Raw genomic sequence first — 15,382 nt, 5'->3', positions numbered from 1 at the left:
CGGAATCGTCGCGACCCGCACCTACCGTCGCGGGCATGGGAACCGATTTGTCGGTGGAGCGGCTCCGGCGCCTGCGTGGCGACCGACCGGGCGGCGGGGATGATCCGGATGCCGAGAACGAAGACGGGTCAGACCGCGACACCGCCTCCGAGAGTGCGCTGTCGAGATGGCTGCCCGATACGGCACCGGGGGATGGCCCGGGGTGGCTGGCTGCAGCGCGCGCCGATCCCGGCCGCGCCGGGGCGCTGGCCCTGGCCGGCGTCGGGGTGCTTGCGATCCTGGTCACCGTCTTCGCCCTGATCCGTCAGCAGCCGCCACCGGTTGCCTCGGCGAATCTTCCACCGGTGCAGATGGTTTCGTCGGCTGCCCCGACGCCGGCGGGCAGTGCCCCGGCGGGGCAGGTGGTGGTCAGTGTGGTCGGCCTGGTGCACAAGCCGGGCCTGGTGACCCTGCAACCCGGGGCGCGGATCGCCGATGCCCTGGAAGCCGCGGGTGGGCCGCTCGACGGAGCCGACCTGATCGGGCTGAACATGGCCCGCAAGATCGGTGACGGTGAGCAGATCGTGGTCGGCATCGACCCGCCCGCGGGCCAACCGGCGACCATGGGCAGTTCGGTCGCCGGCGACACTGCGGCAGCTGCGCAACCCGGCGCTCCGGCGGCGGCATCCGGCGCACCGTCGGGACCGGTGGACCTCAACACCGCCACCGTCGAGGACCTCGATGCGCTGCCCGGCGTCGGTCCGGTGACCGCGGAGGCGATCGTGGCCTGGCGTGCCGCGCACGGCCGGTTCGACAGCGTCGATCAGCTCGGCGACGTCGACGGGATCGGCCCGGCACGGCTGGAGAAACTGCGTGAGTTGGTACGGGCGTGACGCTGCGGGCGGTGATGGCTCCGGCAGTGACGGCCCGGCCGCCGATGCGGGGGCTGAGGGGCGATCCCTGGATCTGCGGATCGTCCCGGCCGCCCTGACCGCGTGGTCGGTGTCGGCGGCCGGAATCGTCTGGCACCCCGGTGCCGCGGTGGTGGTGGGCCTCGGCGCGGTGGGGTCCACCTGGCTGGCCGCATGGTGGGGTCGCGCGCACGACTCGGAAGGCGCTCACGATCGACCGATCGCGGCCGCGGTTCTGGCGGTTGCGGCCGTGGCCGCCGGGTTCGCCATGGCGATCGGACTACGCGTGCACCAGGTCGAGCATCATCCGATCGGCCGGCTCTACGGCGTCGCGGCCACGGTCGAGGTGGTGCCCGGGGAGACCCCGCGCGTGATCAGCGGTGGTCGGCTGATGTTCCGCGCCGTGCTGCGCGAGGTCGATCGGGTCCCGATGTCGGGACGGGTGTTGGTGTTCGCCCCCGCGGGCTTCGGCCGGGCCGGTCCCGGGACTCCGGTGCGGTTCCGGACCACCGTGCGACGCCCGGACCGCAAGGACCTGAGCGTGGCCGTGCTGGCGGCATCGGGTCAGCCGTCGCTACGGGAGGCCTCGGCCGTGCAACGTGTTGCGGCGCAGATACGTTCGCGGTTCACCGACGCGGCGCGTGCCGTGTTGCCCGCCGACCAGGCGGGCGTGCTGCCCGCGCTGGTGCTCGGGGATACCTCGGCGGTCACCGTCACGACCACCGCGCAGTTCCGCACAGCGGGTCTCACCCATCTGACCGCGGTGTCCGGGGCCAACCTGACCATCGTGTGTGGTGCGTTGCTGCTGAGTGCCGCCCTCGTCGGCCCCAGGGCGGCCGTGTTGTTGGCCGGCGCAGGCCTGGTCGGCTTCGTCATCGTGGTGCAGCCATCGGCCAGCGTGTTGCGGGCCGCGGTGATGGGTGCGGTGACGCTGCTGGCGGTGTTGAGCCATCGGCGGCGGCAGGCCGTGCCCGCGCTGGCGGCCAGCGTGATCGCGTTGATGATCGCCGCCCCCGAACTCGCCGTCGATGTCGGGTTCGCGCTGTCGGTGTGCGCCACGGCAGGCATCGTCGTCCTCGCTCCGGTGTGGTCGGGCCGGCTGGAGGCCCGTGGTTGGCCGCGCCCGTTGGCGGCGGCGGTCAGCGTCGCGGTGACGGCCCAGTTGGTCACGGCCCCACTCGTGGCAGGGATCTCGGGAACCGTCAGCCTGGTGGCAGTGGCCGCCAATCTCGCTGTGGCGGGGGTAGTTCCGCCGATCACGGTCCTCGGCACCGCCGCGGCGGTGTGTGCGGGCATCTGGCCGGGCGGAGCGCAGCTGCTGGTCCGGTTCACCGGACCTGAGCTGTGGTGGCTGCTGTCGGTGGCGCGGTGGGCGTCGGCGCTGCCCGCGGCCGCGCTGCCGTCGCCCTCGGGCGTGGCCGGTGTGGTGTCGGTGGCCCTCGGCGGTGTGGCCTTGACGGTGCTGTGGCGGTTGCGCTGGGTGCGTCGCGGGCTGGCCGTGTCGGTGTTGGGCCTGCTGGCCTGGACGCTGGCGGGCCAGGTGGTCGGAGCTGTCGGGTCGGCGTGACACGATCATCGGTGTGAGTCAACAGATCGACGGTCTGCACCTGGTTCTGGGCGATGAGGAACTGCTGGTCGAACGGGCAGTGGGGGCGGTGCTGCGGGCACTGCGTCAGCAGGCCGGATCCGACGACGTCCCGGTGGACCGGATGCGGGCGGGCGAGGTCAGCACCAGCGAGCTCGCCGAGCTGTTGAGCCCGTCGCTGTTCGCCGAGGAACGTCTGGTGGTGCTGGAGGCCGCTGCCGAGGCGGGCAAGGATGCGGTGGCCCTGATCGCCTCGGCCGCAGCCGATCTGCCGCCCGGCACGGTGCTGTGCGTCATCCACTCCGGAGGCGGGCGGGCGAAGGCGCTGGCCGATCAGCTGAAAAAGCTTGGCGCACAGGTGCATCCGTGTGCACGGATCGCCAAGCCGGCCGAGCGTGCGGATTTCGTGCGTGCCGAGTTCCGCCAGTTGCGGGCCAAGGTCTCCGACGACACGGTCAATGCGGTGCTCGACGCGGTCGGATCGAACATCCGTGAGCTCGCCGCTGTGTGCTCACAGCTGGTGGCCGACACAGCCGGGCAGGTCGATGCGGTCGCGGTGCGTCGCTATCACAGCGGTAAGGCCGAGGTGAAGGGCTTCGACATCGCCGACAAGGCGGTCACCGGAGATGTCGCGGGGGCCGCTGAGGCGTTGCGGTGGGCGATGCTGGCCGGTGAGCCGCAGGTGGTGTTGGCCGACGCGCTGGCCGAGGCTGTGCACACGATCGCGCGGGTCGGTCCGCTGTCAGGGGATCCGTACCGGCTGGCCGGTGAACTGGGGATGCCGCCGTGGCGGGTGCAGAAGGCGCAGAAGCAGGCACGCCGATGGTCGCGTGACTCGGTGGCCGAGGCCATGCGGGTGGTCGCCACGCTCAATGCAGACGTAAAGGGCGCAGCGGCAGATGCCGACTACGCCCTTGAGACAGCGGTACGCCGGGTGGCGGAACTCGCCACCCGGTGAACCGGGAAAACTACTTCGGGTAGGACCGGAGGATCAGAGCTTGTTCAGCGCCAGGGCCAGAGCCGACTTCTTGTTGGCGGCCTGGTTGGCGTGGATGACGCCCTTGCTGGCGGCCTTGTCGAGCTTGCGGCTGGTCGCCACCAGCAACTCGGCGGCCTTGTCCTTCTCGCCCGCCTCGACGGCCTCGCGGAAGCTGCGCACAGCCGTACGCAGCGACGACTTCACGGACTGGTTACGCAGCCGACGACGCTCGTTGGTGAGGATGCGCTTTTCCTGCGACTTGATGTTGGCCACGTAAAAATTCCTTCGTAATTCTCTAGCTGGGGTTACCGAAGTCTGGGTGCGCCCGCCCGCACTGCGGGCAGCGACTGTTCAGGGTACCAGCGAGACCTCTGAACTCCCAAAGCGGTGCAGCGGAAAGCTGGGGTGCGGATACCCCGTTATTCGGCTCTCATACCACCTTAACCGCCCTTTGGCCTGCCGAAACGGGCTGCGCCGTTGACCCGGCGAAACCCGGCCAGGTGCGGCAGCATGATGAGGGTGAGCCTGAGAACTGTCCGTGCGCAAGGAGCTGAGTCGAACGGGTCGAGGCCCGCCGGCCAGCGCGCCGCGTCGGCACGACGCGTCAAACATCAGGGCATCTTCGACGGCTACAACCGGCTGGGCCGGTACTCGGAGGCGTTCGACGAGATGTTCGACGCCGCCGGCAACGTCCGCGGACCGTACAAGGGCATCTTTGCCGAGCTTGCTCCGTCGGATGCCTCGGAGCTGCAGTCCCGGTCGGAGGCGCTGGACCGGGCGTTCATCGATCAAGGCATCACATTCTCGCTGTCCGGCCAGGAGCGGCCGTTCCCGCTGGACCTGGTGCCGCGGGTGATCTCGGCGGCCGAATGGTCGCGTCTGGAACGTGGCATCACCCAGCGCGTCAAGGCGCTGGAGATGTACCTCGACGACATCTACGGCGAGCAGGAGATCCTGCGTGACGGGGTGATCCCACGCCGGTTGGTGACCTCCTGCGAGCACTTCCACCGCGAAGCCGCGGGCATCGTCCCGCCCAACGGTGTGCGTATCCATGTCGCCGGCATCGACCTGATCCGCGACGACAAGGGTGACTTCCGCGTGCTCGAGGACAACTTGCGATCGCCGTCGGGGGTGTCCTACGTGATGGAGAACCGGCGCACCATGGCGCGCGTCTTCCCGAACCTGTTCGCCACCCATCGGGTGCGTGCCGTCGGTGACTACTCGTCGCACCTGCTGCGGGCACTACGCAACGCCGCACCCACCAACGTCGCCGACCCCACCGTCGTGGTGCTCACGCCCGGCGTCTACAACTCGGCCTACTTCGAACACTCGCTGCTGGCCCGGCAGATGGGCGTCGAGCTGGTCGAGGGCCGCGACCTGTTCTGTCGCGACAACGCCGTCTACATGCGCACCACCGAAGGCGAGCGCCAGGTCGACGTGATCTACCGCCGCATCGACGACACGTTCCTGGACCCGATGCAGTTCCGTCCCGACTCGGTGCTCGGGGTGGCCGGACTGCTCAACGCCGCCCGCGCGGGCAACGTGGTGATCTCCAGTGCGGTGGGCAACGGGGTCGGTGACGACAAGCTCGTCTACACCTACGTGCCGACCATCATCGAGTACTACCTGGGCGAGAAGCCGATCCTGGCCAACGTCGACACCTACCGCTGTTGGCTGGACGCCGAACGGGAGGAAGTGCTGGACCGGATCGACGAACTCGTCATCAAACCGGTTGAGGGCTCGGGCGGCTACGGCATCGTGTTCGGCCCGGACGCCACGGCCAAGGAGCTGGTGGCGATCTCCAAGAAGATCCGCGCCGACCCTCGCGGTTGGATCGCCCAGCCGGTGATGCAGCTGTCCACGGTCCCCACCCAGATCGGCAACACGCTGGCGCCCCGGCACGTGGACCTGCGCCCGTTCGCCGTCAACGACGGCAACGACGTCTGGGTGCTGCCCGGCGGGCTGACCCGGGTGGCGCTGCCTGAAGGGTCCCTGGTGGTGAACTCCAGCCAGGGCGGCGGATCGAAGGACACCTGGGTGCTGGCGTCGCGAACATCGGCGGCGGATCGCGAGCTGGCCGCTGCCGAGGTGGTGCGGTCACTGCCCAAATCCGCCAAGGGGCCCAAAGGCAATGGCGCGCCTGATGGTTCGTCGTCCCAACAACAGCAGTAGGGGGTGGAGTGGATGCTGGCGCGCAATGCCGAATCCTTGTACTGGATCGGACGTTATGTGGAACGGGCCGACGACACCGCACGCATCCTCGATGTCACGGTGCATCAGCTGTTGGAGGACTCCAGCGTCGACCCGGATGTCGCCTCGCGGACGCTGCTGCGGGTGCTCGGGATCGAGCCGCCCACGCGGCGCCTGGACGTGTGGTCGCTGACCGACATCGTGGCCTTCAGCCGTGACAGCAGCGGCTATTCGATCGTCGACTCGATCTCGGCTGCGCGCGAGAACGCCCGCGGTGCCCGCGAAGTCACCTCGACCGAGATCTGGGAGTGCCTCAACACCACCTACAACGCGCTGGCCGAGCGGGAGCGCGCGGCCAAACGTCTGGGCCCGCATGAATTCCTGTCTTATGTCGAGGGGCGCGCGGCGATGTTCGCCGGGCTGGCCGATTCGACGTTGAGCCGCGATGACGGCTACCGGTTCATGGTGCTGGGCCGCGCGATCGAACGCGTCGACATGACCGTGCGGCTACTGCTGTCGCGGGTCGGGGACAGCGGGTCGTCGCCGGCCTGGGTCACGTTGTTGCGCTCGGCCGGGGCGCACGACACGTACCTGCGTACCTACCGCGGCGCGCTCGATGCCGGTCGTGTGGTCGAGTTCATGCTGCTGGACCGGCTTTTCCCGCGGTCGATCTTCTATTCGTTGCGGTTGGCCGAACACAGCCTCGACGAGTTGCTCAACCGGCCGCACAGCCGGCTCGGGGCCACTGCCGAGGCACAGCGGCTCCTGGGCCGGGCGCGCAGCGAGCTGGAGTTCCTGCAGCCGGGCGCGGTGCTGGAATCCCTGGACGCCCGGCTGGCCGAGCTGCAGAAAACCTGCCGCGATGTCGGAGAAGCGCTGTCGCTGCAGTACTTCCACTCCGCACCATGGGTGGCCTGGACCGATGCCGGGCACGGGGATGCGGTCGTGATCGAGGAAGGCGAGGTTTAGATGTGGCGGCTACGGGTGGTGCATTCCACGGGATACGCCTACAAGTCGGCGGTGACCGCGTCCTTCAACGAGGCCCGGCTGACCCCGCGTTCGGATTCGCGTCAGAACGTGATCCTGAACCGGGTCGAGACCATCCCGGCCACCAGGTCCTATCGGTATGTCGACTACTGGGGCACTGCGGTGACGGCATTCGATCTGCACGCCCCGCACACCGAGTTGGAGGTCTCGGGTTCCTCGGTGGTCGAGACCGAGGTCGCCGAGAAACCCGAGGAGCTGGTGGGCTGGGATGATCTGCGCTCAGAGGCCGTGATCGACCGGTTCGACGAGGTGCTCAGCCCGACGCACTACACCCCGAACAGCCGGCGCATCGCGCGCGTCGGGCAACGGATCGCCAAGGAGCACAACCCGTTCGATGCGGTGACGGCCGTGGCGCAGTGGGTGCGCAGCGAGCTCGACTATGTTCCGGGGACCACCGGGGTCCACTCCTCGGGCCTGGATGCTCTGCGTGAGGGCAAAGGGGTGTGTCAGGACTTCGCGCATCTTTCGCTGATCATGTTGCGGTCCATGGGAATTCCGGCTCGATACGTCTCGGGTTACCTGCATCCTTCGCGCGAGGCGGTGGTGGGGGACACCATAGACGGGCAGAGCCACGCCTGGATTCAGGCGTGGACCGGCGGGTGGTGGCACTACGACCCGACCAACGACAGCGAGATCACGGAGCAGTACATCAGCGTCGGTGTGGGCCGGGACTACTCGGATGTGGCCCCGCTCAAGGGAATCTATTCGGGCGAGGGGTCGACAGATCTCGACGTGGTGGTGGAGGTCACCCGACTGGCTTGACGCGGCCGGTGCGGCCGAGATTGCGGAAGCCGGGGTGCACGTGCGGTGTCAGCCCCTGGTGGTCGGCGAGTATCTGCAGCAGCTTGTGTAGCTCGTCGCGCTGTCCGGCGTCGAGCCCGGCGGTCAGCTGTTCATCGTGCCGACGCGCCAGCTCCCCGATGCGGCGCAGCGTCTTCTTGCCCGCGGTGCTGAGGAACAATGCGTGGAGGCGGCGATCGTCGGGGTTGCGGCGGCGCTCGACGTAACCGCGGTCCTCCAGATCGTCGACATAACTGACGACGCGACTGGGTAGCAGGCTCAGCTGGGTGCTCAGGGATTGCTGGCTGAGCCCGGGTTGCGCTCCGATGGCGCGCAGGATTCCGGCATGCGGCGGGGTGAGCTCGATCGTCGCCATCTGTTCGGCGAACTGCGTCGCGGCCCGGTGGCCGAGCTGCGCCAACAGAAATGCCACGGTGTCGGGCCGTCCGTTCTCCACGGTCGAACCGTATCACGATGAAATCGTTCAAAACCGAAAACATTCAGAAGGTTGAGTTCGGCGCGAACCGGGCATATCGTTCAACTCATGAACGATTCAACAGGAGATCGAATTCGCGCCGACCGGCCGACCGGGCGGCAGGGTGGACCGCCCTTGGCTCCGGTAGCGGCCGTATCCCTGACGCTGCTGCTGGCCGGACTCGCCGTCGGTGTTGCACTCGGCGGAGTGATGCCGTTGCCCTACGGCCCGGCGGCCGAGGTCGTTCGATACATCCACGACAACCACTCCGCGGTGCAGGCCAGTGCCGTGGGCACGTTCGCCGCATCGGTGCCGCTGGCGATCTACGCCGCGACCGTGAGCACCCGCTTGCGGCAACTGGGCGTGACGGCGCCCGGGGCCACCATCGCGCTGGCCGGCGGCATTCTGGCAGCCGGCGCCCTCGCGTTGTCCGGGTTGATCTGCTGGACGATGTCCAGGGCGGAGGTGGTCGTCGACGACGGTCTGATCCGTGCGCTGTACTACCTGGTGTTCCTCACCGGCGGTGTCGGGCACATCGTCGCCCTCGGCTTGCTGCTCGCCGGGATCGCGGTGCCCGGCCTCGTCCTCGGACTGCTGCCGCGACCGGTGGCCTGGATCGGCCTGGTGATCGCCGCACTGGCGGAACTGGCCACGTTGGTGTTGATCTGGCCGGAATCGTCGGTGATCCTGCCGATCGCGCGGTTCACGGGTCTCATCTGGCTCATCGTCGTCGGCGTACTCCTTCCGGCGCGTCGGGCCGCTCGGATCCGGTCATGAAACTCAGCGTGAGCGTCACGAACTACTCGTGGCGGGAGCCGATTCACGAGCGGCTGGCCTCGATCGGGTCCTTTCTCGACGGCACCGCCGTCGACACGCTGTGGGTGGCCGACCATCTGCTCCAGGCCGACCCCGCCAGCCCCGCCGACGAACCGATGCTGGAGGCGTACACCGCGCTCGGATACCTCGCCGCGGCGACGCGCCGGATCCGGCTGGGCACCATGGTGACAGCGGCGACCTTTCGCGCGCCTGCATTGTTGATCAAGGCCGTGACGACGCTCGACGTGCTGTCGAACGGCCGTGCGTGGCTCGGGCTCGGCGCCGGCTACAACGCGGCCGAGGCGACTGCGATGGGGCTGTTCCTGCCGGGTGTCACAGAGCGGTTCGAGCGGATGACCGAGCTGCTGCGACTGGCCCAGCACATGTGGCGTGGCGACGAATCTGCCTTCCGGGGAGAATATTTGGCACTGCGACAACCGGTCGGCAGTCCACGTCCTGTCACGCTGCCGCACCCTCCGGTGTTGATCGGCGGCACCGGTGAGCGCCGCACGCTGCGGCTCGTCGCGCAGTACGGCGACGCGTGCAACCTGTTCGACGTTCCCGACGGTGGCCGAGCCATCCGCCGTCAGCTCGAGGTACTGGACCGGCACTGTGCCGACATCGGGCGAGCAGCCGACGCGGTGCACCGCACCGTCACCACCGGGCTCGAACCCGGCGAAACGGTGGCACAGCTGGTGCAGCGTTGCCGGGCGCTCGCAGACCTCGGCCTGCAGCACGTCGTGCTGATCACCCGCGGACGTCCCTGGGCCGGTGCCGATCTCGACGTCGCTGCCGGGGCGGCCGATCAGCTGCGCGAGCGGGTGCACACCCCGGGATGAACTTCCACCCGGTGCAGGTCGTCGCCCAGTTCGATCTGGCGGTCGAACACCGATGCGGCCAGCGCGCGCCAGTCGTCCTCGGAGCCCGCGGCGATCCCGGGCACATAGTGGGTGAGGATCAGGATCCCGACGCCGGCGCGGGTGGCGGTCGCCGCCGCCTCCTGCACCGAGGAGTGATAGTCGCAGATGTCGCGGATCCGCTGCTGCGGAAGCAATTCGATCAGGTCCTTACGGATCACCGCGTGCACCAAGGCCCCTGCACCGGCGGCCAGAGCATCCAGGCTGGGACACGGCACCGTGTCACCGGCCGCCACCACCGAGGCCCCGCCGTGTTCGATCCGGAACGCGATGGTCGGTGTCACCGGCCGGTGATCGGTAGGGGCGACCCGGATCTGCACACCGCCGTGGTCCCACACCACAGCGTCGGTGTATTCGTGGACCTCCACCCGCGGTGGGCCGGTGAGGTCGGCGTGGTGGGCGATGCGATAGCCGATGTCGTGTCCGAATGCGCGCAGCGTCGCATCGACCACCTCGGCGGTTCCCGGCGGGCCGATGATCGGCAGGGGCGCTGCCTCTGGGGTGAGGGTGCTGACCCAGCGGGTGATGATCACGTCCCCCAGATCGGCGATGTGATCGCTGTGCAGGTGGGTCAGCAATAGCGCGCTGAGCTGGTTGGCGGCCGAGCCGACGGCGGCCAGGCGCTGCAGCACCCCACGGCCGCAGTCGATCAAGAACATCTGGTCACCCGCGCGCACCAAGGTGGCCGGTCCGGCCCGCTCCGGATCAGGGATCGGGCTACCGGTGCCGAGCAGCGTGACCTCGATCATGTGCTCATTCCTACTCGTCCCGGGCCAAACAGGCGTGGCTTCTTTCTTACTGACCGTCACCGACCTAGCCTTATGTGAGGTGGATCACGATCGGAGGCTGCCGATGCGAATCGCGGACGTGCTGAAAAACAAGGGCACGGCGGTGGTGACGATTTCGCCGGAGACAACGGTGACCGAACTACTGGCCGGGCTGACCGAGCTGAATATCGGTGCAATGGTGGTCATCGGGCCCGGCGGGCTGGCCGGCATCGTCTCGGAGCGTGATGTGGTGCGCAAGCTGCACGAGCGGGGGAGCAGCCTGCTGGCGCAGCCGGTGTCGGAGATCATGACCACGGTGGTGGCGACCTGCACGCCGCGCGACACCGTGGATCACCTGAGTGCGCTGATGACGGAGAACCGCGTGCGTCACATCCCGGTGCTCGACGGCGGCCGGCTGGCCGGCATCGTGAGCATCGGCGACATCGTCAAGACCCGGATGGAAGAGCTGGAGGCCGAGCAGGAACAGCTGCAGGCCTACATCACGCAAGGCCGCTGAGCCGACGAAGGGATCAGGCGATCCCGACGTCGTTGAGTAGGTCGTTGTCGCCGAATGCACCGCGATAGGCCGCGGCGGGATGGCTGTCGGGCAATCGGTCGCCGCGACCCAGCAACTTGTGGCGCAGGGTGCCCGACTTGTCGGTGGCGATCAGGCCACGCTCCCGCAGTGTCGGGAAGAGCCGGTCGGCAACTTCCTGGAATGAACCGGGAACGGTCGCGTGGTAGACATTGATGCCGTCGACACCGGCCTCCCGCCACTCTTCGAGACGATCGGCGATCTCCTCGGCGGTCCCCACAACCCGGTTCGCCCCCTCCAGCACCCAGGCCATATCCCGGATCGTCGGCTCGTCGTTGCCGGAGGCTTCGGCGGCCCATCGAATGAAGCTCTTGATGCCGGTGAACTCGCCGAGCTGGCTGATCGGCGTATCCAGCGGCAGGCTGCCCGCGTCGATCCCGGCGTCGCCGAGGGCGTGCAGCGCAATGCCTTCCAGGTCGAGGTAGCGCTTGAGTTCGTCGTTGCGCCGGACCGCTTCGGCGTGGGTATCGCCGATCACGAACGACAGGCCCTGGGCGAACGTGATGCCCTCCGGGTCTCTACCGTTGTCCGCTGCCAGAGCCCTGGTCTCCGAGGTGAGTGCGTGCGCGGCAGGGGGATTCGGGCTGCTGATGTACACGCCCTCGGCGTTGCGGGCCGAGAAGAGTTGCCCGGCAGGAGACGAACCGGCCTGGAAGAGTACCGGGGTGCGTTGCGGCGACGGCGAACTGAAATGCGGTCCTTCGACCTTGTATCGCTTGCCGACATGGTTGATCTTGTGGATCTTCGATGGATCGGAGTGCACACCGCGCTCCTTGTCCTGCACGAGCGCACCCTCGTCCCAGGAACCCTCCCACAGCTTGTACGTCACGTCGACGTACTCGTATGCCCATTCGTAACGTTCGTCGTGCGCGAGGGTGCCCTCATGCCCGAAGCTGCGAAACATGTTCTCGTTGAAGCTGGTCACGATGTTCCAGCCCAGCCGGCCGTCGGTGTAGTGGTCGAGCGACGACATGCGGCGGGCGAAGTCGAACGGGTGGTCCTGGACGATCGAACTGGTGAAGACGATGCCCAGGTTCTCGGTCGCCGCGGCCAGGGCGGAGGCGAGCACGGATGGGTCGTTGACCGGGATCTGGATGCCGCCCTCGACCGACTTGCGCCAATTGCCGTTCCAGGGTGCGCGCAGCCCGAACACATCGGCGAAGAACAGCAGGTCGTAGCCGGCCTTATCCACCGCCGACGCCAGCGAAGTCCAGTGCCGCAGCTCGTTGAACTTGTGGTTCTCGGCTTCTGGTGCGCGCCAAAGGCCATGCAGCACATGGGATGCGGTGTTCATCACGAAGGCCGAGAAGTACAGCGGCTTCTTGCTCATGCGCGATCTCGCCTCGCTTCTCGCTGATAGGTCACGTCGATGCTCCTGACGGAAGTAAGGTCACCGGCCGATTGGGCCGAGAGTGTTGCGGATCAGCTCGTTGTCGGTCGTCTCGAGGAACTCGGCGATCTTGGGGTCCTTGAACGTCTCGATCAGCTTCTGCACGTTGGGATCGTCGAGATGCTTGTTGCTGACCACGAGTCCGCCTTCGCTGCCCTTCGGGGCGGGATGGCGGGCCAGGATCTGGTTTTCGCGCAGACCCGCGGCGTAGACGTCGGAGATGTGTACGACGACGGCGTCGACATCGGCGAGGCTGCGCGCAAGCTGGCCGATCGGAACCTGGACGAACTGGTAGTTCTTGGGATTGCCCTCGATATCACCCAGCTGCGGTAGACCGGCGAGGGTGTCCTTGCCGGGCTTGAGGGTGATCTGCCCGGCTTCGGAGAGGTCCAGCAGGGCGATCGCCTGACCGGCGGGGTCGTCGCGCAGAGCGATCTTGGCACCCCTGGGCAGCTGGTTCCAGTCGCGATACTTGTTCGAGTAGGTCGCCTGGTCCCACGTGAATGCCGGTGCGGCCAGGGTGAGTTGGAATCCGTTGGCCGCGATCGCGTCGTTGAGGAACGGCTGGTGCTCGAAGAAGTTCCCGGCGACGTTGCCGGCATCCACGGCACGGTTGATCTCGATGATGTTGTCGATCTGGACCGGCTTGATCGTGATGCCGTGTTCGGGCGCGACGTTCTCGGCGATGTAGGACAGCAGGTTCTCGGCGGCGATGTCGGTGCTCCAGGTCGCGACCTCCAAGGTGGTGCCGAACGGCTTGTCCTGGTTGGAGTATTTCGCGAAGACGACGCCGCCCACGGCGACGATCACCACGCCGGCGGCGGCAACGATCCACGGCCAGCGCTTGCGTTGCCTGATCTCGATATCGTCGCCGGCCGGCGAGATGGTGTGGTTTGTCACGAGTCTTCCTTTCAGCGCGTCAGCGCCCTGACCGCACGGTCGCCGACGAATTGCACGATCTGGATGGTGATGATCAGCGAGACCACCGTGGCGATCATGATGTTGTGGTCGAATCTGTTGTAGCCGTACGTGATCGCCAGATTTCCGATGCCGCCGGCGCCGATTGATCCGGCGATCGCCGAGTACTCGATCATCGCGATGGTGTTGACCGTGAGCGCACCCGCCAAGGCGGGTAGCGCCTCGGAGAGCTGCACGGTGCGGATGACCTGCAGGGTGGTCCCACCGGAGGCCTGGCCCATGTCGGTGACATCGGGGCGCACTTCGCGCAGTGCGTTCTGGACGAGCCTGGAGAAGAACGGCACACCCGCGACTGTCATCGGCACGATGGCCGCCGGGATGCCGATCGTGGTGCCGACGATGAACCGGGTCACCGGGATGATGGCCGCCATCAGGATCAGGAAGGGCAGTGACCGGCCGATGTTGACGATCGTGTTGAGCGCGGTGAACACCCGTGGATTCGGATGGAGTCCCAGGTTCGACGTGTTGTGCAGGACGATTCCCAGCGGGGTGCCGATCAAGACGACCAGCACCATGGTGACACCGACCATGATCCAGGTTTCGCCGTAGGCGGGGAGCAGCAGGTCGGGCACCCTCACCCACGGCGTGCTGAAATCCTCCTGGGCCAACAGGTTCATGCGGCGGCCTCGTCGTCGGAGCGTGCCGGGCCGGTGTGGACGTGCAGCCCCAGATCGGCCAGATAGTCGGCGAATCCACTTGGCGCAGTGGGGGAGACGGCCAGTGTGGCGCGTCCGACGGCGATCCCGCGGATGGCCTCGACGCTGGCGCTGAGCACGCTGACCTGGGTACCCGAGATGCCCGGAGCGTGGTGGATCGACGTGAGCCAGTCGAGCGGAACTTCCCGGGAGGCGTAGGAGATCTCCCAGATGTCACCCGCTGACGGCGGTGGCACTATCGGCCGGTGTGGCAGCAGTTCCCGGGCCAGTGCCGAGCTCGGGTCGAGAATGATGTCGGTGACCGCGCCGCTCTCGATGATCCGTCCACCGTCGATACGGGCCACCGAGTCGGCGATCTCGCGAACGACCTCCATCTCGTGGGTGATCAGGATGATGGACAAGCCGAACTCGTCGCGCAACTGGCCGAGTAGGGACAGGATCGCGGTGGTCGTGGCGGGATCCAACCCCGAGGTGGCCTCATCGGACAGCAGCACCGAAGGACGCAGCGCCAGGGCCCGGGCGATCCCGACCCGTTGCTTCTGACCGCCCGAGAGCTGCGCGGGAAAGTACTCGCTGCGGTCGGACAGGCCGACGCGCTCGAGCAGCTCGCCGACCCGCCGGTCGATCGATTCGTCGGTGGCCCGGAGGTATTCCAGTGGCAGCGATACATTTTGGGCGACAGTGCGCCGCCGCAGCAGCGGCGCGTTCTGGAAGATCACTCCGATCCTTCGGCGCGCCGCGATCAATTCGTTGCCGTCGAGCCGGCTGAAATCCAGGCCGCCGACCCGGACGGCGCCGCTGCTGGGGCGTTCCAGGAAACTGACGCATCGCGACAGCGTGCTCTTACCGGCCCCGCTGGGGCCCACGACAGCCAAGATCTCACCGCTACCGACGGTCAGCGATATGTCGTCGAGGACCGTGCGGTCCCCGAATCGTTTGGTCAGGTTCTCGATCTCTATCACGGGGCTCTCTGAAGGGACTGCGGCAGGCCGAGCGCTTCGGTTGCGGCTGCGGCCATGCGGGATCTACCGGGTCTGAAGGTCAGACAGCGGGTGAAGCTACGCAGCGGACTACCGGCGGTACAGGATAGAAATCCTTCTGATCGGAAGTAACCTTGGTTATGGTCGGCGCACTAGTCGGTGAAAGCCTTGGTGGGCAAAGGTATTCACCGCCGTTCTCGACTTTTCGCACCTACGGGAATGTGCCCGGCATCACCGAGGGCACCTGGAACTCGCCCGCCATCGAGGTGGTCTGACAACGTCGAGGTCACCGACCGCAGGGGTGCTGAGCATGGGCCGGGTGTGCGATGGTGGGTTG

17 protein-coding genes are annotated in these 15,382 nt (G+C 67.6%); 10 read left to right on the top strand and 7 right to left on the bottom strand.

Annotated features, from left to right (window positions below; all coding sequences use genetic code 11):
* Nucleotides 1-35 precede the first annotated feature (35 nt).
* Genes EH231_RS10290 through holA form a run of 3 tightly spaced genes read left to right on the top strand, consistent with a single transcriptional unit; the run spans nucleotide 36 to nucleotide 3,433 of the window.
* Entirely contained in the window at nucleotides 36-872 is an 837-nt protein-coding gene (locus EH231_RS10290) for a ComEA family DNA-binding protein (protein WP_124712361.1), read from the top strand.
* Complete coding sequence (locus EH231_RS10285; protein WP_420891958.1) at nucleotides 853-2,457, top strand: ComEC/Rec2 family competence protein; 1,605 nt, start codon at nucleotides 853-855, stop codon at nucleotides 2,455-2,457. The genes EH231_RS10290 and EH231_RS10285 overlap by 20 nt, the downstream gene beginning before the upstream one ends.
* Before the next feature lie 13 nt (nucleotides 2,458-2,470).
* Nucleotides 2,471-3,433: a DNA polymerase III subunit delta gene (gene holA, locus EH231_RS10280; RefSeq protein ID WP_164480840.1), complete on the top strand. Its 963-nt coding sequence runs from the start codon at nucleotides 2,471-2,473 to the stop codon at nucleotides 3,431-3,433.
* Between the two features lie 33 nt (nucleotides 3,434-3,466).
* Here the strand turns inward: holA and rpsT are convergent, their stop codons facing one another.
* Nucleotides 3,467-3,727, bottom strand: a complete 261-nt coding sequence (gene rpsT / locus EH231_RS10275; protein ID WP_044522939.1) for a 30S ribosomal protein S20 — start codon at nucleotides 3,725-3,727, stop codon at nucleotides 3,467-3,469.
* A 237-nt stretch (nucleotides 3,728-3,964) separates the two neighbouring features.
* Here rpsT and EH231_RS10270 point away from each other — a divergent pair, with 237 nt between their 5' ends.
* Genes EH231_RS10270 through EH231_RS10260 form a run of 3 tightly spaced genes read left to right on the top strand, consistent with a single transcriptional unit; the run spans nucleotide 3,965 to nucleotide 7,453 of the window.
* Nucleotides 3,965-5,626, top strand: a complete 1,662-nt coding sequence (locus tag EH231_RS10270; RefSeq protein ID WP_164480839.1) for a circularly permuted type 2 ATP-grasp protein — start codon at nucleotides 3,965-3,967, stop codon at nucleotides 5,624-5,626.
* A 12-nt stretch (nucleotides 5,627-5,638) separates the two neighbouring features.
* On the top strand, nucleotides 5,639-6,613 hold the full coding sequence (locus tag EH231_RS10265; RefSeq protein ID WP_090432205.1) for an alpha-E domain-containing protein: 975 nt from the start codon (nucleotides 5,639-5,641) through the stop codon (nucleotides 6,611-6,613).
* Entirely contained in the window at nucleotides 6,614-7,453 is an 840-nt protein-coding gene (locus EH231_RS10260; RefSeq protein WP_124712360.1) for a transglutaminase family protein, read from the top strand.
* Here the strand turns inward: EH231_RS10260 and EH231_RS10255 are convergent.
* The gene (locus EH231_RS10255) at nucleotides 7,437-7,928 is read right to left on the bottom strand and encodes a MarR family winged helix-turn-helix transcriptional regulator (protein WP_124712359.1); all 492 of its coding nucleotides are present in this window, start codon (nucleotides 7,926-7,928) and stop codon (nucleotides 7,437-7,439) included. The two genes, EH231_RS10260 and EH231_RS10255, sit on opposite strands and share 17 nt — an antisense overlap.
* 87 nt (nucleotides 7,929-8,015) lie before the next feature.
* Between EH231_RS10255 and EH231_RS10250 the strand changes: the two genes are divergently transcribed.
* Both EH231_RS10250 and EH231_RS10245 read left to right on the top strand, forming a co-directional pair.
* The gene (locus EH231_RS10250) at nucleotides 8,016-8,723 is read left to right on the top strand and encodes a hypothetical protein (protein ID WP_206429646.1); all 708 of its coding nucleotides are present in this window, start codon (nucleotides 8,016-8,018) and stop codon (nucleotides 8,721-8,723) included.
* Nucleotides 8,720-9,601, top strand: a complete 882-nt coding sequence (locus EH231_RS10245; protein WP_124712358.1) for a TIGR03560 family F420-dependent LLM class oxidoreductase — start codon at nucleotides 8,720-8,722, stop codon at nucleotides 9,599-9,601. Before EH231_RS10250 ends, EH231_RS10245 begins: the two co-directional genes overlap by 4 nt.
* Here EH231_RS10245 and EH231_RS10240 read toward each other — a convergent pair.
* Complete coding sequence (locus EH231_RS10240; protein ID WP_124712357.1) at nucleotides 9,568-10,428, bottom strand: ribonuclease Z; 861 nt, start codon at nucleotides 10,426-10,428, stop codon at nucleotides 9,568-9,570. The two genes, EH231_RS10245 and EH231_RS10240, sit on opposite strands and share 34 nt — an antisense overlap.
* 103 nt (nucleotides 10,429-10,531) lie before the next feature.
* Between EH231_RS10240 and EH231_RS10235 the strand changes: the two genes are divergently transcribed.
* Nucleotides 10,532-10,963: a CBS domain-containing protein gene (locus EH231_RS10235; protein ID WP_090432202.1), complete on the top strand. Its 432-nt coding sequence runs from the start codon at nucleotides 10,532-10,534 to the stop codon at nucleotides 10,961-10,963.
* 13 nt (nucleotides 10,964-10,976) lie between these two features.
* On the opposite strand, the gene EH231_RS10230 is transcribed toward EH231_RS10235, so the two are convergent.
* Genes EH231_RS10230 through EH231_RS10215 form a run of 4 tightly spaced genes read right to left on the bottom strand, consistent with a single transcriptional unit; the run spans nucleotide 10,977 to nucleotide 15,027 of the window.
* A complete protein-coding gene (locus EH231_RS10230) occupies nucleotides 10,977-12,371 on the bottom strand; it encodes an NtaA/DmoA family FMN-dependent monooxygenase (RefSeq protein ID WP_124712356.1) in 1,395 nt (464 codons plus the stop codon).
* 60 nt (nucleotides 12,372-12,431) lie between these two features.
* Nucleotides 12,432-13,331 (bottom strand): MetQ/NlpA family ABC transporter substrate-binding protein, encoded by a 900-nt coding sequence (locus tag EH231_RS10225; RefSeq protein WP_124712355.1) that lies wholly within the window; start codon nucleotides 13,329-13,331, stop codon nucleotides 12,432-12,434.
* 11 nt (nucleotides 13,332-13,342) lie between these two features.
* On the bottom strand, nucleotides 13,343-14,026 hold the full coding sequence (locus EH231_RS10220) for a methionine ABC transporter permease (protein ID WP_090431683.1): 684 nt from the start codon (nucleotides 14,024-14,026) through the stop codon (nucleotides 13,343-13,345).
* The gene (locus tag EH231_RS10215; protein WP_090431680.1) at nucleotides 14,023-15,027 is read right to left on the bottom strand and encodes a methionine ABC transporter ATP-binding protein; all 1,005 of its coding nucleotides are present in this window, start codon (nucleotides 15,025-15,027) and stop codon (nucleotides 14,023-14,025) included. The genes EH231_RS10220 and EH231_RS10215 overlap by 4 nt, the downstream gene beginning before the upstream one ends.
* A gap of 158 nt (nucleotides 15,028-15,185) precedes the next feature.
* Between EH231_RS10215 and EH231_RS34575 the strand changes: the two genes are divergently transcribed.
* Nucleotides 15,186-15,320 carry a hypothetical protein gene (locus EH231_RS34575; protein ID WP_273545718.1) on the top strand — a complete coding sequence of 45 codons (135 nt, stop codon included), beginning with the start codon at nucleotides 15,186-15,188 and terminating at the stop codon, nucleotides 15,318-15,320.
* Nucleotides 15,321-15,382: the final 62 nt, after the last annotated feature.

The organism is Mycolicibacterium nivoides, from assembly GCF_003855255.1.
GTDB classification, from domain to species: domain Bacteria; phylum Actinomycetota; class Actinomycetes; order Mycobacteriales; family Mycobacteriaceae; genus Mycobacterium; species Mycobacterium nivoides.
Note: the sequence above shows the minus strand (reverse complement) of the source record. Positions and strands in the feature narration are given on the sequence as shown.